The organism is Kribbella sp. C-35 (assembly GCF_046549195.1).
Taxonomy (GTDB): Bacteria; Actinomycetota; Actinomycetes; order Propionibacteriales; family Kribbellaceae; genus Kribbella.
Map to the genome: position 1 here is coordinate 1,215,946 of NZ_JAJPWG010000001.1, position 18,782 is coordinate 1,234,727.

The window sequence follows — 18,782 nt, forward strand, 5'->3', positions numbered from 1 at the left end:
TTGTTTCCTTTCAGTGGAAGCAGGCTGTTGCCGCGTTGCCGTGGCGGTCGGTCGTGTCGACCACGATGCGCCAGCCGTGGCCACGCCGGCTGACCGTGATGCCGGCGTCGGCCTTCGTGAGCAGCAGGTCGGGCTTGTCCAGGTCGACGGTGACCGACGTACGGGTCTGCGTCGGATCCGAGATCGCGACAGTTCCGCCAGCGACCACGACCGAGGCCGGGCCGTCGGCAGTGAGTTCGGCGACGGTGCCGGCCGTCCAGAAGTTGGCCGAGAGGACGCCGCGCAGCCGGACCGCGTGCGCCGTACTGTCTGCCCGCAGTTTCTGGACCGGGAGCTTGCCGGCGAACGACTTCGTCTCCGCGAGTGTTGCGGTCGGCAACTGCACGTAGAAGTAGCCCTGCCCGGCCGGAGCCGTACCGTGCGCGAACCACACGGTTTGGTAAGGCCGGGTGACTGGGGTGTCGGTGCCGTACTTGAGGTTGATCTCCCGCCAGGTCGCGGTCCGGTTCTCGCGCAGGGTCTGGACCGGGGTGCGATCGGGGAACACGTAGCCGCCGGTGCCCTCGAGATGACACCAGCCCGGCGCGGCGGTGAAGGTCTCGTCGCCGGTGCGCAACTTGCGGTTCTCGACGACCGTCTCGACCGTGCCGTCGCCGGTGATGTCCGAGCCGAGGCACACCATCACGTCGTCGATCAGGAACCAGCTCTTCAACGCCCGCAGGTTCGTTCCGTATCCGCGCAGATCCATGCCATAGGCACCGATCGTGCGCCGCGGAACCGACGCGCCACCCACCCAATCAGCCTCGCTCGTGCTGCGGAAACCGTAGGAGTCGGCCAAGCGCCGGGTGTCGATCGTTGTCCCCGGCAATCGGTACGGGTCGACCGTCGGCCAGTAGTCGCCCGAGTAGTGACCGAGGTCGTCGTCGTACAGCAGCACCATCCCGTCGGACAGGTGCCAGCCGTGCAGGTTCTCGGTCTGGATCGACTCGTAGTTGTAGATCCGCGACGAGTACGCGCTCAGTCCGATCGTGAATGATGGACGGTGGTGCGCGACCTTGTCCATCCGCGGGTACTGCTTGTGCAGGACGAGCGGACCGCGGGCCGTTGCCGACGACGCGAGGATGTTCCGGGCCGCCACCAGCGAGGCCGGATCGGTCACGGTCAGGAAATCCCGGAAAGTATCTTCGGTGATCCACTGCTTGACCAGCGCGGAAAGTTCCGCAGCCCGTTCCGTCGGCGCGGCCGGGATCAGGCGCAGCGTGCCCTCGATGATCGTCTGCGTCGGCGCGTGGTTCTGCTTGCTGGGACGGGCGATCTCACGACCGCAGACCGAACCCATCAGGTCGCCGCGCACCATCAGCGGGTCGAAGGCGTCGTTGATCCAGCCGTAGATGTTGTCGAGCTCCGGATCGGTGACGGTCCACTCGGTACCGCCGAGCAGGTAGAGCAGGGAGGAAAGCGTTCCGAGCAGTTCCTTGCCGTACCCGCCGTTGTACGGATGCTTGTAGTGCTGCAGGAACGATCCGTCGCTGTAGAACCCCTCGCCGGTTCCGTCGACCCGGCCGGGCGCGTCGTTGAACGCGAGCACGCTGTTCGCACCGTCTCCCTCGACGTCACTGATCGCGTCGCGGACGCGGACGAGTGCGGCGGTGTCGCCGTCGAGGACCGCGCGGACCGCCACCACGGTGGCGATCCACACCCGGTTCGCCTCGGTCGCGATCTGCCGGTCGGCGCGCCACAGGTTCGGGTCGGGTGTGTAGTAGTCGATGGCCTGCGTGTACGTCGTCCGCACGTCCGCCGGGATCACGTCGTACAGCAGGACCAGCGTGTCGGCGAAGGCGGAGGCGCCGCCGATCTCCCAGTCGTAGTCGTTGTCGTACCGCGGGAGCGTGGGGCTGTAGCGGTTCGTGTGCATCCATCCGAGGGCGCCGCGGATGTCGGCGGCAACCGATGCGTTTCCTTGGTAGGCCGAGCCGTTCGTGGCCCAGGCGACCGCGACCTGCTTGATCCGGCGGAAGTTCGAGGCGACGTGGTTGGAAAGCGTTGTACTCGCGAGGTCCGGCCAGAGGGTCGTGCGGTTCGCCGAACGGTCGAGAGTGGCGAGGGCGGACTGCGCCAGGCGGTCGACGCGGGCGATCGCGACGGCGAGGTCCGGGTCGGCGGGGTCGACGGTCGGGCCGCCGGTGAGCAGCGTCTGCCAGCGGAGGCGGAGTTCGTCGGTGGACGCGTCGGCCCAGGTAGGTGTTGGGAGGGCGAGGAGTGCGGTCCCGCCGATCATTCCGCCGAGGACAGTCCGGCGGCGGAGAGTGAGGTCAGGCATGTAGGTCCTCTCAGAGAGCTAGGGCGATCGCCTTCGCGCCGGCGGAGTTGGGGTGCAGGCCGTCGCCGCTGTTGAAGTCGGAGCGGAGTCGGGCGGGATCGGCCGGGTCGCGGAGCGCGGCGTCGACGTCGAGGAGGCGATCGAAGAGCCTTCCTTGCCGGAGTACGGCGTTGACGTCGTTGCGGACCTGGTCGAGTGCGTCGGTGTAGCGGATCCAGCCCTTGAACGGGCCGATGGTCGCGCCGATCACCTCGAGGTCGTGGTCGTGCGCGCGACGTACCAATTGCTCGTAGGCCTGCAGGATCCGGGCCGGGTCGGTCTGGCTGGGTGGTTGCTGGATGTCGTTGATGCCCAGGAAGATCAGCAGCGTCCCTAGGTTCGGCAGACCGAGTACGTCACGGTCGAACCTGGATTGCCCGCTGGGTCCGAAGCGGGCGTCGTCCAGCAGAACACGGTTTCCGCTGATCCCGAGGTTGGCGACCGCGGGGCGGCGGCGGAACCGCGCGGCGTACTGGTCGGGCCAGCGGAGGTTGGCGTTGTCCGGCGTACCGACGCCTTCGGTGATCGAGTCGCCGAGGACCGCGATCACCTGACGTCCGGTTGCCGGTACGTCGACGCCGGTGAGCAGGAACACCGAGTTCGTGGGTCGGTCCCCGACGTAGCCGGTCGCATGCACGTTCCGGTGGAAACTCAGCGGGCCGGTGGGACCTGGCAGGTACATGCTCACCACCAGATCCCCGCCGTCCGGCAGGACGAGCCCGACCGGATCACTCACCGCGGTCGCTCCCGCGGCGAGCACCACGTCGTTCGCACCACCGAACAACACCGGCTTCGCATTCGCAGTCACCGATCCCACGACGACAGGCGCAGCACCGAACGGATTCGCAAACCGCAACCGAACCACAGGCTGGCTGGTGCCGGCGGAGAGGTGGAGTTTGTAGCGGAGGGTGGTGTTTGTGAAGCCGCTTGTTGCGTCAGTGTCTGCAGCGGTGGGAGCGGTCTGCGCAGTTGCCCAACTCGCAGCCCATCGGAGTTCGCGCGAGTTCGCGGGCACCGAGGTGTCGGCAACGGCTGGTGTTGCGCCCACAGCAGTGCCGAGAATCCCACCCGCTGCACCACCGAGGAGGGACCGGCGCGACACCCCACCCATCAGCAGGCCGCCGTGGGGTTGTATTCGGCGGCGTAGGTGCCGACGGAATCTCCGCCGGTGTTTCCGGACATGGTGTTTCCGCAGACCTGACCCTGCGGCGTGCGCATGAACTTCACGCCGCCCGACGCGTTGTTCGTGATCGTGTTTCCGTAGACATGGTTGTCGACGCCATCGGTTTCCGTGTCGCCGCCGAGGCGGACGCCGGCGCCGGTGTTGTCGTGGATCGTGTTGTAGCGGAAGGTGTTTCCGTTGCCACGGGCGTCCAGCCCGCCCGAGCTCGGGTCCTTCTGCTGACTGCAGTCGTTGTGCTCGATCACGTTCGCGGTGGAGTTCTCCTTCACGTCGACACACTCGTTGCCGTACGTCGCGATCGTGTTGTCGTGGATGTGGTTGTTCCGGCTCCGGTCCGCCTGCGCGTCCGGCGCGCCGTTCTCACCCTGCTGCTCCGGCGCGGTCCCGACGTAAATCCCCTCGCCGTTCTTCCCGCCGTCGTTGAACTTGAAGTCGTACACCCCGCACGGACCGACGGTGTTGTCGTGGACGTCCGCGTTCGTGATCAGGTACCGCAGCCGCAGGCACTCGCCGCCCGCGTTCTTCAGCCGCATGTTCCGGATCGTCAACGTGCCCACGCCGTCACCAGGCGACGTGCTCATCACGTACACGAGCTTGTCCCGGTACCCGTCCTTGCTGGCCGACGACCCGAACAGCCCGTCGATCGTGAACCCGTCCAGCGTGACGCTGTCGTGCTGGATCTGGAGAATGCGCGAGTTTCCGGCGCCTTTCACAACCGCGGTCGACGGGCCGGTGATCGTGACACCGGACCTGATCGTCACCGCGTCCTGGAGATAGGTGCCGGAGGCAAGATGTACGGTCGCTCCGCGCGGTGCGGTATCAAGCGCTTTCTGGATGGTCGCGAACGGCGTACCGGTCGACGTACCGGAGTTCGCGTCGCTGCCGGTGGTGGCGACGTAGTAGTCGGTCGCGGCATGCGCCGGGACCGCGGGCAGCGCCAGCGCGGCGCCGAGAAGCAGGATCGGGACAGCTCGGGACATGGTGGTCCTCCTGGTTGGGCGGTTTGCTGCCTATGAGTGGTCGGCGACGAGCAGGCCGACCAGAACCGGAACTGTGGTGCCGAGGAGCATGGGACCTGCTGGTACGACGAGCGAGAAGACAGGTGCGGCGACAGCGGCGCCGAGGAGTGCGGTGCCGCGCGGGACGGACGTGAAGGCGAGACGGAACGCCGTACGACGCCAGTCGGCGGCTGATCCGGATGAGTTGCGGCCCGCGACGACCGCGAGCGCGAGGTGGTAGGTGACCGCGGCGGCGATCAGGCCGACGTGGATCATGAACAGAGTCAGGACGAGCGGTCCGGAACGGCCGGACAGGAACGACAGGTTGCTGGCGGCAATTACCGCGGCGATCGTCATCAGCACCGAGTGCGGGAGCAGCTGACGCCAGTACTTGCGCCAGCCGACGAACACCCCGGTGAAACACCGCGTGTCACCGTCGGTCCGCCACCGGTTGAGCGCGAACCCAACCGCAGCCAACGCCGGCAACCAAGTCACGATCCCCAAACACAAAACCGTAAACGCCGCCCCGGCCGCAGCCGGATTCGCAACCCACCCCAACCAATCCAACGCCCGCCGACTTACCCCCGCCGGGCGGGTCATAGGGTGATCGTCCTGTCTGGGGTGTGGATGATGGCGCGGACCGCCAGGCCATCACAATCGGCTTGTTGCGGGTGTTCTCCCGCTCCGAAGGCCGGATCGCCGGCAGTTGTGATGGCCTGGGCGTCGAGTGCTCCTCGGTCGTCGGCGAGCAGGACGGTCTCGTCGTCGAATGCGATGCCGAAGCCGTGGGTGAGGTCGAGCCGACGAGCCGTCGGCGGGGTCGGGTGGAGGGCGGAGGTTGGCTCGATCGTGGTGAGGAGGGTGGCGGTCGTCGACTGGTGAGCGGTGGCTCGGAGCGTGTGCATCGTGCGGGTGAGGCGGAGGCTCGGCGTGCTGGACGTCGGGTTGGCCTCGACCTCCGTCACCGCGGACTCAACGGTCAGCGGGGTGTGAAACCGGACCCACGCCTGCGCAGACCCCGACCGCAACGCGATCTCGTCGCCGTACTCGATCGGCCAGTCGGCGTGCAGTAGGAGAGTCCAGTCGCGCGGAGAGTCGGCCGCGCAGCGATCCAGCAGGACGAGCCGTCCACCCGGGGTGAAGACCAGCGTCCGATCGAGCCGCGTGATCCTCAGCTCAGGCGGGTACATCGCCGCGATCTGCGCGGTGGCGTGCGCCATCCCGTCGACCGCGTGGACGTCGACCATCCGCGCCTGGCGCTCGTACGGAATCCCTTTGTAGACGTGGTACCTGTCCTCGTCGGCGTACCCGAAGCCGTCGACCAGGATCAGGTTGTGGTCCCCCGCCCGCTTGCGGTTGCTGTACCCCTCGTCCACGGCCAGGAAAGCGCCCTGCGACGTCAGCACGAACGAACCCGAGTCGGGGTGATGGTGCCCGGCGCTCAACGTGTCCCACCCGCGCTCGCGGTCCAGCCGGTGCGACGTCTCCCACGCCTGGTGCCCGCCGCCCGGCGCTGCTTTGAAGGACACCATCGTTGCCTCGTCGTCCCATCCGGTCCGCGCCGTGACGAGGCCGAGGTCCGGAAAGTACGCGGAAAGCGGTGTGGTCTTCGCGGGATCGACCGGCGGCAGCGAGTCGTCGTACCAGAGCAGCTCGAGGTACGCCTCCGGCATCACGCCCGGCTTCACGCCGCTCGCGTACGCCTCCCGCCAGAAGAAGCGTTCGGAAACGAGATCCGCCAGCCACTGCGCTTCACCGATCCGGTACGCGGACGCGAGTTTCCGGTACAGCGCGACACTGTGTCCGCTCCGCCGGTCGTGGCAGTCGCCGTGATCGATGTTTTCCTCGAACCCCGGCGCGCACTGCTGCAGCCGGTAGGAAAACGTGTTCGCCAGGAATCGGCAGCGCTCCCACCAGTCGAGCCCTTCCTGGTCCTGCAGCAGATCCAGGTACGTCGCCAGCCACGGAACGCCGTACCGCCAGTAGACGACACCCTCCATGTCCGACCCGTCCGCCGGCAGCAACTCGATGACTGTCTCGAAGTTCCGCCGAGCGCGGTCGGTCCACTCGGTGCGACCCAGCGCGTACCCGGCCGCGGCGAGCCCGGTGTAGCAGATCCAGTTGTGGTTCTGCCAGTACGACGAACTCCACCACGAGCCTTCGGACTCGACGGCGAACTCGTACAACCGCGATCCCTGCAACTCGAGCTTGGCGCGTAACTCGTCGGCCAACTCGAAGTCGTCGCCGAGCCAGGTCGACGCGAGGGACAAGCCGTGGAGCAGCCAGCCGGCGTCGAGATCGTGGTCCGGTAGGTGCGCCTTGCCCCAGTGGGGGAAACCGATTGCGGCCGAGATCCAGCGTGCTGCCTCGGCGCGGTAGCCCTCGTTGCCGGTCAGGGCGTAGGCGAGCGCGAGGTTGGCGGCGGCCGGGCCGAAGTACGTGATGCTTGCGGACGGGTGCTCGGTGGGCGGGGTCTGCGTCCGGTACCAGTCGCACTGCTCCCGCAGCCGCCGCCACTGCGCGGCATACCGCCCGTCGAGCCCGTCACGCACCTCCGCCAGTCGGTCGTCGAACATCACAGCCCTCCGATCAGATGCGCATGCCCGTCGACGGTGATCACGTCTCCCGTCACTTGCACGTCGACAGCCGCAGTCGAGTAGACCGAGCAGTACGTCGCAGCCGCACCAACGACCGTCCAGTCAAGCCAGGTCCGCACCCGCTGAGGATCATCAACCGGCCCAGGACCGGGCCGAGTCACCGGCACAGCACTACCAGAGACGTGGTGGCCGTGCAGCGTCTCGTCACCTGTCCAGGTCGTCCGGATCGCATCTGGTCCGACCTCAACCGCCAGCTCGACGTCCGGCCGGAACTGCAGCACGATCTCCCGCGCGCGATCCGCCGTGACCTGGACGACATCCACCAGGTAGTTGTTTCCGGCAATCAGTTTCCGGGTCGCGCGTACGCCGTCGTACCAGCCGTCGATCGTGGCCGTCACCGAGTCCTCGTCGTGCGTCAGCTCGCCCGTTGCCTCGGCGGGTTCGAGGTTGTCGATGCGGATCGTCGGGTGCGCGGCGACGGACTTGTAGTGAGCGCGCCACTGGGCGTGGCCGTACGGGACCTGACCCGGATCGGGTTGCCACGGCGTGGTTGCGCCGTACAGGTAGAGCGCGAGTTTGTCGTGGTGTCCGTGGGAGCCACCGTGCGGCCCGTGGTCGAGGATCGCGTGAATGCCAGAGGTACGAATCACCGCATAGGAAGAACTGAGATAGAACGAAACCGCGGGGAGCGCGGACATGGTCCGGGGCGGCCCGGCGAACCATCCGGCGAGTTTGTCTTCCAGGCCGTCGTACCCCGAGCCGACCTCGGCCAGTGCCCGAGCAGCGACGGTGTCCAGGCCGTGCGAGGTCGTGAACTGGCGGGCCAGTGCCGCGATCTCCAACCACTCCAGGGCCAGCGGCACCCTGAGGTACGGGCCGTCGTGCAGCGCAGGGAGGATGCCGCCCTCGGTGGCGATCGAGGCGAGAGCCGCGATCATCTTCTCCAGGCGATCAGGCACCAAAGACGGGTCGAAGCCGCGCAGGCTCAGCAGATAAGCCCGCAGAACGAAGCCGTGGTAGTACGTGCTGGCCTCCCACTCCCAGCCGTCCTCGCCGGTCGCCGCCTCCAAGTGCGCGAACTGCCCGTGCTCGCCGGTCAGCCACTCCTTCTCCCCGGACCACACCTCGCCCCGAACGGCCGCAGCCGCCTGGCTCGCCGTCGTACCGAGCGCGTTGAACCACGCTGTGTAGTTCGACGAGAACTTGTCCTGGGCAACCATCGCGTCGCGCGCCCGCTGCGCCCCGGCAACCATGTCATCGAGCATCGGCAACGTCGCACTCAGCTCGGCCCGCCCAGCCAGGTTCAGGATCGAGTGCGCGATCGGCACCCCCCAAACCGCATCCGTGAGCGCCTGGTGAAAGAGCCGCCCGCGCTGCATCCATCCCTGCGCCTGCTCGTGCTCCCCCGTCTTCGTGAGGTCCGAATACAACCGCGCGTACGACGTGAGCAGTTCAGCCCCACCGCCGTCGTACGAGAGCAACCGGATCCGTCTCGCCCAGAAGTGATGTGCCAGCACGGTCCACGCGCCGCGCACCGCAGGCGTGTCGACCCGGCAACCGTGGGAACACGGAACCCCGCCGGTCGGAAAGTTTCCGGAATCGAATCCGACGTGCGCCAGTTCGACACCGTGCGCCGGGCACACGTACTCGTGCCACCAGCCGCCGCGCTCAGTCGGGGGATTCATCGGGGCCACGTGCCACCGTCGATGTCGATGGTGATCCCGGTCAGGTACCCGGAAGCCGGCAGCGCCAGGAACCGGACCGCGTTCGCCACGTCCTCGACCTGCCCGGCGCGGCCGATCGGCGTGCCCGCGACCATGTTCTCCTGCGCCGCGGCGGTGGAAAACGTTTGATGGAATGCGGTCTCGGCGATGTACCCGGGCGCGACCGAGTTGACCGTGATCCCCTGTGGCCCGAGTTCCTTCGCCAGGCCCTTGGTGAATCCGCGGATCCCGGCCTTCGCTGCCGCGTAGATCACCGACCCGGGCCCACCGCCGTTGTGCGCGGCGAGCGAGGCCATCGTGATGATCCGCGGGTTCGCCGACTGCGCAAGGTGCGGAATCGCGGCCCGGGTCGTCCGGAACGTCGCCCCCAGGTTCACGTCCACAACCTGCTGGAAATGCTCGTCGGACATTTCCGAGACGTTGACCCGCCCGATCAGGTGACCGGCGTTGCAGACCAGGACGTCGAGACCGCCGAGGAAACCGGTCGTTTCGTCGAGCAGCCGGTCGACGTCCGCCGTACTCGTCACGTCCGCGCCGACCGCGATCGCCTTCCGGCCGAGGTCCTCGATGTCGGAAACGGTCTGCGCGGCCGCGGCGGCGGACTTTCCGTAGTGCACGACCACGTCCGCCCCGGCCGCCGCCAGGCCGAGCGCGATCCCGCGGCCGATGCCGTGCCCGGCACCGGTCACCAGCGCGCGCGTCCCCTGCAGTTCCCCGGTCATAGAAACAGTCCTTCCGTCGATTGTCATTTGATGCCCGCGGTCGCGAAACCTTGGACGAAGTACCGCTGCCCGATCAGGAACAGCACCACCATCGGCACGGTGGCCAGCGTGGTCCCGGCCATCAGGAACGCCCACTGGGTGTCGTTCTCGGTGCGGAAAACGGACAGTCCGACCTGGATCACCCGCAGGCTGTCGCTCTTGGTCACCAGCAACGGCCAGAGGAAGTTGTTCCACGACCCCTCGAACGTGAGCAGCGCGACGGTGATGAACGCCGGCTTCACCAGCGGTGTCATGATCCGCGCGTAGATGCCTAGCTCACTGAGGCCGTCCAGCCGGGCCGCCTCCTCCAGTTCGACCGGAAGATCCAGATAGAACTGCCGGAACAGGAACACCGAGAACGGACTGACCGCGCCCGGGATGATCAGCGCCCACCAGGTGTCCAGCCACCCGGTGCCGCCCTGCCCGGTGATGTCGTTCCCGCCGAACAGCGGCATGAACCGCACGATCAGGAACTCCGGCAGGATCTTCGTGTACGTCGGGATCATCAGCGCCCCGACGAACGCGAGGAAGATCAGCGAACTGCCCCGGAACCGCAGCCGCGCGAGCGCGTACCCGGCCATCGAGGCGATCAGCACGTTGAGCACGGTGTGACTCGCGGCGATCACGAAGCTGTTCCGCGCGTAGGTCGCGAACGGCGCGGCGTGCAACGCGTCCGCATAGTTGCCGAAGGCCCACTTCGTCGGGAACAACCGCGGCGGCACCGCGGCGATGTCGCCCGGGGTCTTCACCGAGGTGAGCAGCATCCAGACGAACGGCACGATCATCACCAGCGAGATCGCGGTCAGCGTCAGGTAGAGCGCGATCCGGCCGGTCCGGACCCGGCGGGAGGTCTCAACGGGTGGCACGGTCACCTCCGGTGATCCGCCGGTTCAGCAGCGTCAGGAACAGCAGCAGTGCGAACAACACCAGGCTCTGCGCGCACGCGTATCCCATCCGGAACTCCCGGAAAGCGGATTTGTAGATCTCGTAGGTCATCATCGTCGTGCTGTTGGCCGGCCCGCCGTCGGTCAGGATGTACACCTGGTCGAACGACTGGAACGCGCCGATCACCGACGTGACGAAGACGAAGAACGTCGCCGGCCGCAGCAGCGGCAGCGTCAGGCTGAAGAACTGCCGGAACTTCGACGCGCCGTCCACCGACGCCGCCTCGTAGAGATCGGTCGGCAGACTCTGCAGCGCGGCCAAGTAGATCAGCATCTTCAGGCCGATCCCCTGCCAGATCCCGACCACGATCACCGCCGGCATCGCCCAGTCTGTCGACGACAGCCAGGCCGGGCCGTCCAGTCCGAGGAACGACAGGACGGCGTTGGCCAGACCGCTCCGCGGGTCGTAGATCCACAGCCACACCAGCGCCACCGCGATCGTCGCGGTCACCTGCGGAATGAAGATCGCGGTCCGGAAGATCGCCCGTCCGGCCAGCTGCGTGTTCAGCATCAGCGCGATCAGCAGCGCGATACCCATCGCCACCGGCACGGTGAAGAACGTGTAGATGCTGGTGTTCAGCACGGCACGCCGGAAAACGTTGTCGGAAAGCAGATCACGGAAATTTTCCAGCCCGATGAACCGCGGCGGCGTGAGCACGTCGTACGACGTGAAACTCAGCACGATCGCGGCGACGAGCGGAATACCGATCCAGATCAGGGCGTGCAGCACGGCGGGCGCGACCATCAGCAGACCGGCCCGGCGGCGGGCACGCAGCAACCCCCGGCGTCGGGGCGGAGCGGCGGAGGGCCCAGATGCGGCTGCGCGCACCCGGTCCCGCGTCGACACCATGGTTCCGCTCACAGTCGCGAAATCGCTTCCTTGCTCAGGTTCGCGAGCTCGTCGATCGCGTCCTTGGCGGTCCGCTTGCCGACCACGGCGGTCTCGAGGGTGGTCTTGATCTTCTCCCGGATCTCCATCCAGGCCGCCGTACCGCCCTCGGACCGCGCCTTGCTCATGTTGTCCAGGGCAAGCTTCACGAAACCGTTTTCCTTGACATAGTCAGAGGTCCGCAGGTTCTGGACGCCCGGCACGGATCCGCGTTGTTGCGCGGTCGGCAGGATGGATTCCGGCGTACCCATGAACTCCACCAGTGCCTGGGCCGCGGCGGCGTGCTTGGAGGAGGCCGACCGGGCCACCATGGTGCCGCCCTGCAGCATCGCGGGCACCTTGTTGGCCAGGATGAACGCGCCGACCTTGTCCTCTTTGAGCAACTCCGGGTTCTCTTTCTTGAGCTGCACCCAGAGCGAATTGTTCGACATCATCATCGCGGAACGACCCTGCTGCAGCGTCGTCGGCTGACCGGCGGACGACTTGAACGAGTAATCGGCGGACTTGTCCTTGATGACGTCCAGGAACAGCTGCAACGCCTCGACGCCGCGGTCGTCGTCGAACTTCACCTGCTGCCCGCTCTCGTCGAACAGGTTGCCGTCGTTGGCGAACAGGAACGTCTCCCAGCACTGCCGGAGATCGATCGAGAACGGGTCGAAGCCGACCCGGGTGAGCTTGCCGGAGCCGTCACTGCGCGCGAGCTCCTTGGACATCTCCCGCAGCTCGGCCCAGTCCTTCGGCGGCGCCTTGATCCCGGCCTCGGCGAACAGGTCCTTGCGGTAGGTGACGATGCGGGTGTCGAGGACCATCGGCAACGCGTACAGCTTGCCGTCGTACCGGGACGGCTCGAGGACGCGGTCCTCGTACTCGTACCGCTTGGCCAGCTCGTCGGGCAGCGGCGCGAGCACCTTCTTGTGCGCGAACGGCGGGATCCACCCGACGCCGAGCATCACCACGTCCGGCATCAGGCCCCCGGCCAGGCTGGTGGTGATCTTCTCGTTCAGGGCGGCGTACGTCGTGTAGTCGACCTTGACCGTGACGTTCGGGTTCTTCTGCTTGAACGCCGGCAGCAGCTTGCCCTCCAGCAAGTCCTTGCCGGTGCTGCCCTCGAACAGCGGGGTGAGCAGGCTGATCTCGCCTTCGACGGGTCCGTCGGCGGTCGCCGGGCTGGTGCCGGACGACGCGGAGCACCCGGTGGCGGCGGCGACCGCGCCGAGCCCCAGGGCTGTCAGGACTGATCTGCGGGTGTACTCCATGGCGCGCCTTTCGTGGTACTGCGGAAGGGAGTGGTGCAACGATCTACCAGCCGGAGCGGCGCAGCTATGCGAGGCTGGTGCAACGATGCACCGCATGCTAGGAACGGATTTCACGACACGTCAAGGGGTCGGCGTCCACCAACTTGAAGCTGGACTTTCACCACCAAGTGATGCATCGTTGCACTGCGACACAGCAGTACCAACGGGGTGACAGAATGCGCGGGTGGGCGGTGAATTGAGAACTGGCGAGGTGACGATCCAGCAGGTCGCGACCGAGGCGGGCGTCTCGCCGAGCACGGTGTCGAACCTGCTCAACGGGCGCAACCACCGGATGCTGCCGGAGACCCGGCAGCGCATCGAGCGCGCCATCGACAAACTCGGCTACCGGCCGAACCGGGCCGCCCGGCAACTGCGCACCGGCCGGAACACCACGATCGGGCTCGTCGTCCCGTCGGTGGGCAACCCGTTCTGGGGCGCGCTCGCGCGACACCTGGAGTCCGCGGCGCTGGCCGAGGGATACCACGTGCTGCTCTGCAACTCCGAGCGCGATCCCCGGCGCGAGCGCGACTACGTCGACGAGTTGTGGGCCGACGGCGTGCACGGCGTCGTACTGTGCTCATCGTTGCCGTCGCTCGAGCATGTGATGCCGCTGGTCGAGCGCGGGCTGCAACTGGTCGCGTTCGACCGTACGTCGCAAGCCGGCGACCCGGCGTCGCTCGTCAGCATCAGCGTCGACAACGCGATCGGCAGTCAGCTCGCAACACAACACCTCACGGACCTCGGGCATCGCCGGCTGGCATTCGTGTCCGGCGCGTTGGCGAGCGTCAACCGCAAGGAGCGGTACCGCGGGTTCACGACCGGTCTCGAACAGGCGGGCATCGATCCGGCGACTTCGGTGCGGGCGCCGGTGAAGGGCGACGCGGACGACTTCGGCGATGTCGAGGCGTCCGAGCTGGGGCGCGCGGCCGCGGCCGAGTTGCTCGCGCTGGAGGAGCCGCCGACCGGGATCGTCGCGATCAACGACATGTGCGCGCTCGGGGTCTGCCGCGGGCTGCGGGACGGCGGTCTCGAGGTGGGCAAGGACGTGTCGGTGGTCGGGTTCGACGACATCGTGCTCGCGGACCTGTACGCGCCGACGCTGACCACGGTCCGTCAGCCGATGAAGGAGATGGCGGCGGCCGCGTTCACCCAGCTCCGGTCCCGGCTGGACGACTCCGGTCCGACCCAGGGCCAGTCGCTGCTGTTCCGCCCCGAACTCATCGTCCGCGAGTCGACCGCGCCGCCGTCGTAGGGTGGGTCAGTGCAACGGATCTCCTCGCGGAACGCCCGGTTCCAGGTGTGGCAGGCGTCGCTGACCAATCGCACCAAGCGGCAGCGGTCCGGCGAGTTCCTGGTCCAGGGCGTGCGGCCGATTTCGGTTGCCGTGGACAACGGTTGGCCGGTGCGCACCGTCATCACCGACGCGTCCCGGCCGTTGTCCCGCTGGGCTTCCGACCTGCTGCAGCGGCTGCCGTCCGTCGAGCGGGTCGCGATGGCGCCGGAGTTGCTGGGCGAGCTCGGCGAGAAGGAGGAGCCGGAGCTGATCGCCGTACTGGAGCTGCCGGCCGACGATCTCGATCGGATCCCGGTCGGCCCGGAGTTCCTGGGCGTCGTCTTCGACCGGCCGACCGGGCCGGGGAACATCGGGTCGATCATCCGGTCCGCCGACGCGTTCGGCGCCGACGGCGTGATCGTCACCGGGCACGCCGCCGACATCTACGACCCGAAGGCGGTCCGCGCGACAACGGGTTCGCTGTTCGCGGTTCCCGCCGTACGCGCGCCCTCTCATCGCGAAGTCCTCGATTGGGTACGCCGCTCCGAACAGCCGGTCGCCGTGGTCGGCACCGACGAGCACGGATCGACCGATGTCTACGACTTCGACTTCACCCAGCCGGTCCTGCTGCTGATCGGCAACGAGACCGCCGGCCTGAGTACGGCGTGGAAGGAAGCCGCCGACCACCTGGTCCGGATCCCGATCGCCGGATCGGCCAGCTCCCTCAACGCCGCCAACGCAGCGACCGCGGTGCTCTATGAGATCTCCCGCCAGCGCTCACGCCGTGCACAGTAGTTCGCCGTGCAGGATGGAGATGGTGGCGTCGGGGGTGTTGGCCCAGGTCCGCCACGCCTGTGAGATCGCTTCGAGCTGCTGTTCCGGTACGCCGGATGCGCGCGCCTGATCCGCCAGCGCCGACTTGAGAATGCGGTCGGCCCACATGCCGCCCCAGAACGCACGATCCTCCGGGTTCGCGAACGACCAGGTCGACGTGGTCGCCTCCGCCTGCTCGAAGCCGGCCGCGAGCGCCCACGACAGCAGGCGCCGGCCCGCGTCCGGTTCGCCGCTGTTGGCGCGCGCCATCCGCTGGTAGAGCGCCATCCACTCATCCAGCTCGGGAAGCTCTGGGTACCAGACGAAGCCGTGATAGTCCGAGTCGCGGACCGCGACGGTTCCTCCGGGTTTGCAGACGCGTCGCATCTCGCGCAGCGCCTGCACGGGATCCGCGACGTGCTGCAGGACCTGGTGCGCATGTACGACGTCGTACGTATCATCCGGCAGATCCAGTGCATGTACGTCGTCGACGACGAACTCCACGTCGAGGTCCAGGTTCTCGAACGCCGACTTGGTGATGTCGAGTGCGGCGGCGTTCGCCTCCAGCGCGGTCGTCCGGCCGGGCTCGACCAGCCGGGCCAGGTCGGCGGTGATGGTGCCGGGACCGGCGCCGACATCGAGCAACGACATCCCGGGGCGCAGGTGCGGAAGCAGATATCCGGCGGAGTTCTCGGCGGTCCGCCAGCTGTGCGACCGCAGTACGGACTCGTGATGGCCGTGCGTGTACACGTTGTTCATCCCAGGCTCCTTTGCCTTCTCGACGATCCTCACGCTAATCCAGAATCTTGCTGAATGAGACATATCATCTTGCTATACGAGACAGCGTTCATGACCGAATATGGCCAGACCAGGCCCACGTCCGCGGGCGAACCTTGAGGTACTTCGAACAGAACCCAGGAGGATTCCGATGCTGGCAAAGGTGTTTCCGATCAAACTGAAGGACGGCAACCAGGCCGCCGCCGAGGCGATCGTGCAGGAGTTCGCGCCGAAGGGACCGGGCGCCGAGGAGGGCACGTTGTCGTTCCGCGTGTACCGCGATCCGTCGAACCCGGACTACCTGTTGTTCGTCGAGCACTTCGCGGACCAGGCGGCGTACGACGCGCATACCGGGTCGGCGGCGTACCAGGAACTGATCGCGGGCCGGTTCGCCGACCTGATCGTCGAGTTCGTCGAGGTCGATCACGAACTGCTGGTCAGCCTGTGAACGACCTGGCGCGGCGGCTGCGCGAACTGCACGGGCAGCCGCCGCTCGTGCTGCCGAACGCGTGGGACGCCGGCTCGGCGCGGGCGATCGAGGCCGCGGGGGCGACGGCGATCGCGACCACGAGCGCGGGTGTCGCCTGGGCCGCCGGTGTCGACGACGCCGGCGGACTGAACCAGGAGTCCGCGATCGCCGCGCTGCGCGCGATCTGTACAGCGGTTTCCGTTCCCGTCACGGCGGACATCGAGGCCGGGTACGGCGATGTCGCGGGGACGGTGACCGCTGTCGTCGAGGCGGGTGCCGTCGGCATCAACCTCGAGGACAGCACGGCACGTGTCCTCGACGATCCGTTGGTGCATGCCGAGCGGATCAAGGCGGCACGCGCCGCAGCGGTTGCCGTCGGCATCGATCTCGTGATCAACGCGCGGACCGACACGTACCTGTTCGGCGACCGGACCGGCACGATCGAACGCGCGAAGATCTACGCCGATGCAGGTGCGGACGTGCTGTTCGTTCCGGGCGTGGTCGACGCGCCGACCATCGCGGAGCTGGTGAAGGATTCGCCCTTGCCGCTCAACGTGATGGTCGGTCCGGGTGCACCGACGGTCGCCGAACTCGCGGACCTCGGGGTCGTGCGGATCAGCGTCGGGCCGGCGATCACGAGCGCGGCGTACGCGCTGACGACGGCGGCGGCGAAGGAACTGCTGACCGGCGGCACGTACGAGACGCTCGCCTCTCGGTAGGGCGCTAAGCAGCGGTGGCGAGTGTGCGGTAGACGGCGGCGAGCGAGCGCCACGGGCGGAGGTGCTCGGCCTCGCCGCCGAACGGCCAGGCGTCGCGAGCTCCGAGGCGCAACGCGATCTCCTGCGCGGCGCGCGGGCTCGTGACGGTCTCAAGTGCCCGGATCTCAGCGCCGAGCACGAGGTTGCCGTTAGCAACTTCTCGCGCGAGGTCGCCGACGAGCTCTGCTCCGGTCAACGCCTCCGGTCCCGGGAACGCGTGCGTCAGGCCGTGCCCGAGTCCCGGGACCGGTACGCCGTACACCTCGACGAGTTTGCGCAACGCCTCGGTCGCGTCGTCCGGAGCGAGCCGGTCCCGGACGACGGCCTGGACCGCGACCTCGAACGGACCCCACGCGCCAGGAACCCGTATTCCGGGGCGGGCGGCCACGAGCGGCCCGAGGTCGGCGTCCGCGGCCAGGTGCGCGCGAGCCCGGATCGGCTCGTGGTCGAGCCCGACAAGCTGGGTGGCTCGGTCGACGACATGGATGACGCCCTCCCAGAACGGGAGATGCGCGCGCAGAATCAGGTGATCCTCCCCGCCGGCGCTGATCTCCAGCAGGCCAGGCTCGCCGTCGAGCGAGATCGTCCGCCGATACACACCGTCCTTGACCGACTCGACGCCCGGGACGGCATGCGCCCCGAGGTACGTGCTCATCGCTTCCCAGTCGTACGGCGGGGCGAACGGCAACCGCAGCACCAGACCACCGTCCGCGGCGAGGCGATCGCCACGACGCCGGCGATCGCGCAGCGCACGCGGTGACGCCCGGAAGATCTCGCGCATCGCTCGGTTGAACTGGCGCAAGCTGCCGAACCCGGACGCGAAAGCGATGTCCGCGACGCCGAGATCGGTGTCGTCCAGCAGGCGCCGCGCGAAGTGTGCTCGTCGTGAGCGAGCGAACTGGTCGGGCGTGACGCCGAGGTGCTCGTGGAACATCCGCCGCAAGTGCCGCGCCGACACCCCGAGCCGCGCACCCAACGCCTCCTCACCGGACTCGTCGAGCACGCCGGCGATGATCAGCTGCACGGCCCGGCAGACCAGCTCGGGCGCCTCGTCGGCCACCGTCCCGGCCACGCGGTACGGCCGGCAGCGCAGACAGGCACGATACCCGGCCGCCTCCGCGGCGGCGGGCAGCTCGAACGTGCTCACGTTTTCTGCGAGCGGCTTGGCCCCGCACCCGGGCCGGCAGTAGATCCCCGTCGTACGGACCGCGGAATAGGTGGTCACGAGAACAGGCTAGGCGGCGCCGCCGACAGTTCTGACACGCGTTTTACACCGAGTGCCCACCGTGACGGATAAGGTACGGCGGGTGCAGTCGAAACCGATGCTGGTCGTGGTGAGTGGTCCGCCCGGGACCGGGAAGACGACGCTGGCGCACCGGATCGCGGCCGCGATCGGCTGCCCGGCGATCTGCCGGGACGAGATCAAGGAAGGCATGGCGCACGCGACGCCGGACTTCGTGCCAGGCCCCGGCGACCCGCTGACGATGCGGACGCTGTCGACGTTCTTCGACGTGCTCGGCCTGCTGATCGGCCGCGGTACGACGGTGGTCGCGGAAGCGGCGTTCCAAGACCGGCTGTGGAACCCGGGCCTGAGCCCGCTGCTCGGTCGCGCCGACGTTCGGATCGTGCACTGCACGGTCCCGGCCGAGGTCGCGCTGGAGCGGATCACCACGCGGACGTCCAACGACCCGCGCCGTGCCGCTCACGAGGACGCGCAGATCAGCGCCGACGCCCGCCTCCGCACCCACAACGCCTTCCAGCCCATCGACCTCCCGGTTCCTTCGATCACTGTCGACACCACTGCCGAGCCACCGATGGAGAAGATCCTCGCGTTCCTGTCCCGCTAACGACAGGAGGTAGTCGCCTCGGGCCGGCCGAGTTCGGGGCGCGCACGCGGGGAGTCGCCGGGCGTGGTGGACTACCTCCTGTCGTTAGCGCTTCG

The 18,782-nt window shown here is 67.9% G+C and carries 17 protein-coding genes; 5 read left to right on the top strand and 12 right to left on the bottom strand.

Annotated elements, in window-relative coordinates:
• Positions 1-10: 10 nt before the first annotated feature.
• The 10 genes from ACLJOO_RS06275 to ACLJOO_RS06320 form a co-directional block, all read right to left on the bottom strand.
• The gene (locus ACLJOO_RS06275; RefSeq protein ID WP_410785844.1) at positions 11-2,320 is read right to left on the bottom strand and encodes a polysaccharide lyase 8 family protein; all 2,310 of its coding nucleotides are present in this window, start codon (positions 2,318-2,320) and stop codon (positions 11-13) included.
• Positions 2,321-2,330: 10 nt separating this feature from the next.
• The gene (locus ACLJOO_RS06280) at positions 2,331-3,167 is read right to left on the bottom strand and encodes a GDSL-type esterase/lipase family protein (protein WP_410785845.1); all 837 of its coding nucleotides are present in this window, start codon (positions 3,165-3,167) and stop codon (positions 2,331-2,333) included.
• Between the two features lie 302 nt (positions 3,168-3,469).
• Positions 3,470-4,522, bottom strand: coding sequence for a DUF1565 domain-containing protein (locus ACLJOO_RS06285; RefSeq protein ID WP_410785846.1), 1,053 nt, complete (start codon positions 4,520-4,522; stop codon positions 3,470-3,472).
• Positions 4,523-4,552: 30 nt separating this feature from the next.
• On the bottom strand, positions 4,553-5,140 hold the full coding sequence (locus ACLJOO_RS06290) for a DUF624 domain-containing protein (RefSeq protein ID WP_410785847.1): 588 nt from the start codon (positions 5,138-5,140) through the stop codon (positions 4,553-4,555).
• Positions 5,137-7,116, bottom strand: a complete 1,980-nt coding sequence (locus ACLJOO_RS06295) for a hypothetical protein (RefSeq protein WP_410785848.1) — start codon at positions 7,114-7,116, stop codon at positions 5,137-5,139. Before ACLJOO_RS06295 ends, ACLJOO_RS06290 begins: the two co-directional genes overlap by 4 nt.
• Positions 7,116-8,822: a heparinase II/III family protein gene (locus ACLJOO_RS06300; RefSeq protein ID WP_410785849.1), complete on the bottom strand. Its 1,707-nt coding sequence runs from the start codon at positions 8,820-8,822 to the stop codon at positions 7,116-7,118. The genes ACLJOO_RS06295 and ACLJOO_RS06300 overlap by 1 nt, the downstream gene beginning before the upstream one ends.
• A complete protein-coding gene (locus tag ACLJOO_RS06305) occupies positions 8,819-9,583 on the bottom strand; it encodes an SDR family NAD(P)-dependent oxidoreductase (protein WP_410785850.1) in 765 nt (254 codons plus the stop codon). The genes ACLJOO_RS06300 and ACLJOO_RS06305 overlap by 4 nt, the downstream gene beginning before the upstream one ends.
• A gap of 23 nt (positions 9,584-9,606) precedes the next feature.
• The gene (locus ACLJOO_RS06310; RefSeq protein WP_410785851.1) at positions 9,607-10,488 is read right to left on the bottom strand and encodes a carbohydrate ABC transporter permease; all 882 of its coding nucleotides are present in this window, start codon (positions 10,486-10,488) and stop codon (positions 9,607-9,609) included.
• Positions 10,475-11,428, bottom strand: coding sequence for a carbohydrate ABC transporter permease (locus tag ACLJOO_RS06315; protein ID WP_410785852.1), 954 nt, complete (start codon positions 11,426-11,428; stop codon positions 10,475-10,477). The genes ACLJOO_RS06310 and ACLJOO_RS06315 overlap by 14 nt, the downstream gene beginning before the upstream one ends.
• On the bottom strand, positions 11,425-12,711 hold the full coding sequence (locus tag ACLJOO_RS06320; protein ID WP_410785853.1) for an extracellular solute-binding protein: 1,287 nt from the start codon (positions 12,709-12,711) through the stop codon (positions 11,425-11,427). The genes ACLJOO_RS06315 and ACLJOO_RS06320 overlap by 4 nt, the downstream gene beginning before the upstream one ends.
• A 250-nt stretch (positions 12,712-12,961) precedes the next feature.
• Between ACLJOO_RS06320 and ACLJOO_RS06325 the strand changes: the two genes are divergently transcribed.
• Complete coding sequence (locus ACLJOO_RS06325; protein ID WP_410785854.1) at positions 12,962-14,002, top strand: LacI family DNA-binding transcriptional regulator; 1,041 nt, start codon at positions 12,962-12,964, stop codon at positions 14,000-14,002.
• A gap of 9 nt (positions 14,003-14,011) precedes the next feature.
• Entirely contained in the window at positions 14,012-14,818 is an 807-nt protein-coding gene (locus ACLJOO_RS06330; RefSeq protein WP_410785855.1) for a TrmH family RNA methyltransferase, read from the top strand.
• Here ACLJOO_RS06330 and ACLJOO_RS06335 read toward each other — a convergent pair.
• A complete protein-coding gene (locus tag ACLJOO_RS06335) occupies positions 14,801-15,595 on the bottom strand; it encodes a methyltransferase domain-containing protein (RefSeq protein ID WP_410785856.1) in 795 nt (264 codons plus the stop codon). The two genes, ACLJOO_RS06330 and ACLJOO_RS06335, sit on opposite strands and share 18 nt — an antisense overlap.
• A 169-nt stretch (positions 15,596-15,764) precedes the next feature.
• Here ACLJOO_RS06335 and ACLJOO_RS06340 point away from each other — a divergent pair, with 169 nt between their 5' ends.
• Positions 15,765-16,061 carry a putative quinol monooxygenase gene (locus tag ACLJOO_RS06340; protein WP_410785857.1) on the top strand — a complete coding sequence of 99 codons (297 nt, stop codon included), beginning with the start codon at positions 15,765-15,767 and terminating at the stop codon, positions 16,059-16,061.
• Positions 16,058-16,801, top strand: a complete 744-nt coding sequence (locus ACLJOO_RS06345; RefSeq protein ID WP_410785858.1) for an isocitrate lyase/phosphoenolpyruvate mutase family protein — start codon at positions 16,058-16,060, stop codon at positions 16,799-16,801. Before ACLJOO_RS06340 ends, ACLJOO_RS06345 begins: the two co-directional genes overlap by 4 nt.
• Before the next feature lie 4 nt (positions 16,802-16,805).
• Here the strand turns inward: ACLJOO_RS06345 and ACLJOO_RS06350 are convergent, their stop codons facing one another.
• Positions 16,806-18,065, bottom strand: coding sequence for an AlkA N-terminal domain-containing protein (locus tag ACLJOO_RS06350; RefSeq protein ID WP_410785859.1), 1,260 nt, complete (start codon positions 18,063-18,065; stop codon positions 16,806-16,808).
• Between the two features lie 82 nt (positions 18,066-18,147).
• Here ACLJOO_RS06350 and ACLJOO_RS06355 point away from each other — a divergent pair, with 82 nt between their 5' ends.
• On the top strand, positions 18,148-18,687 hold the full coding sequence (locus ACLJOO_RS06355; RefSeq protein WP_410785860.1) for an AAA family ATPase: 540 nt from the start codon (positions 18,148-18,150) through the stop codon (positions 18,685-18,687).
• The last annotated feature ends 95 nt before the right edge of the window (positions 18,688-18,782 follow it).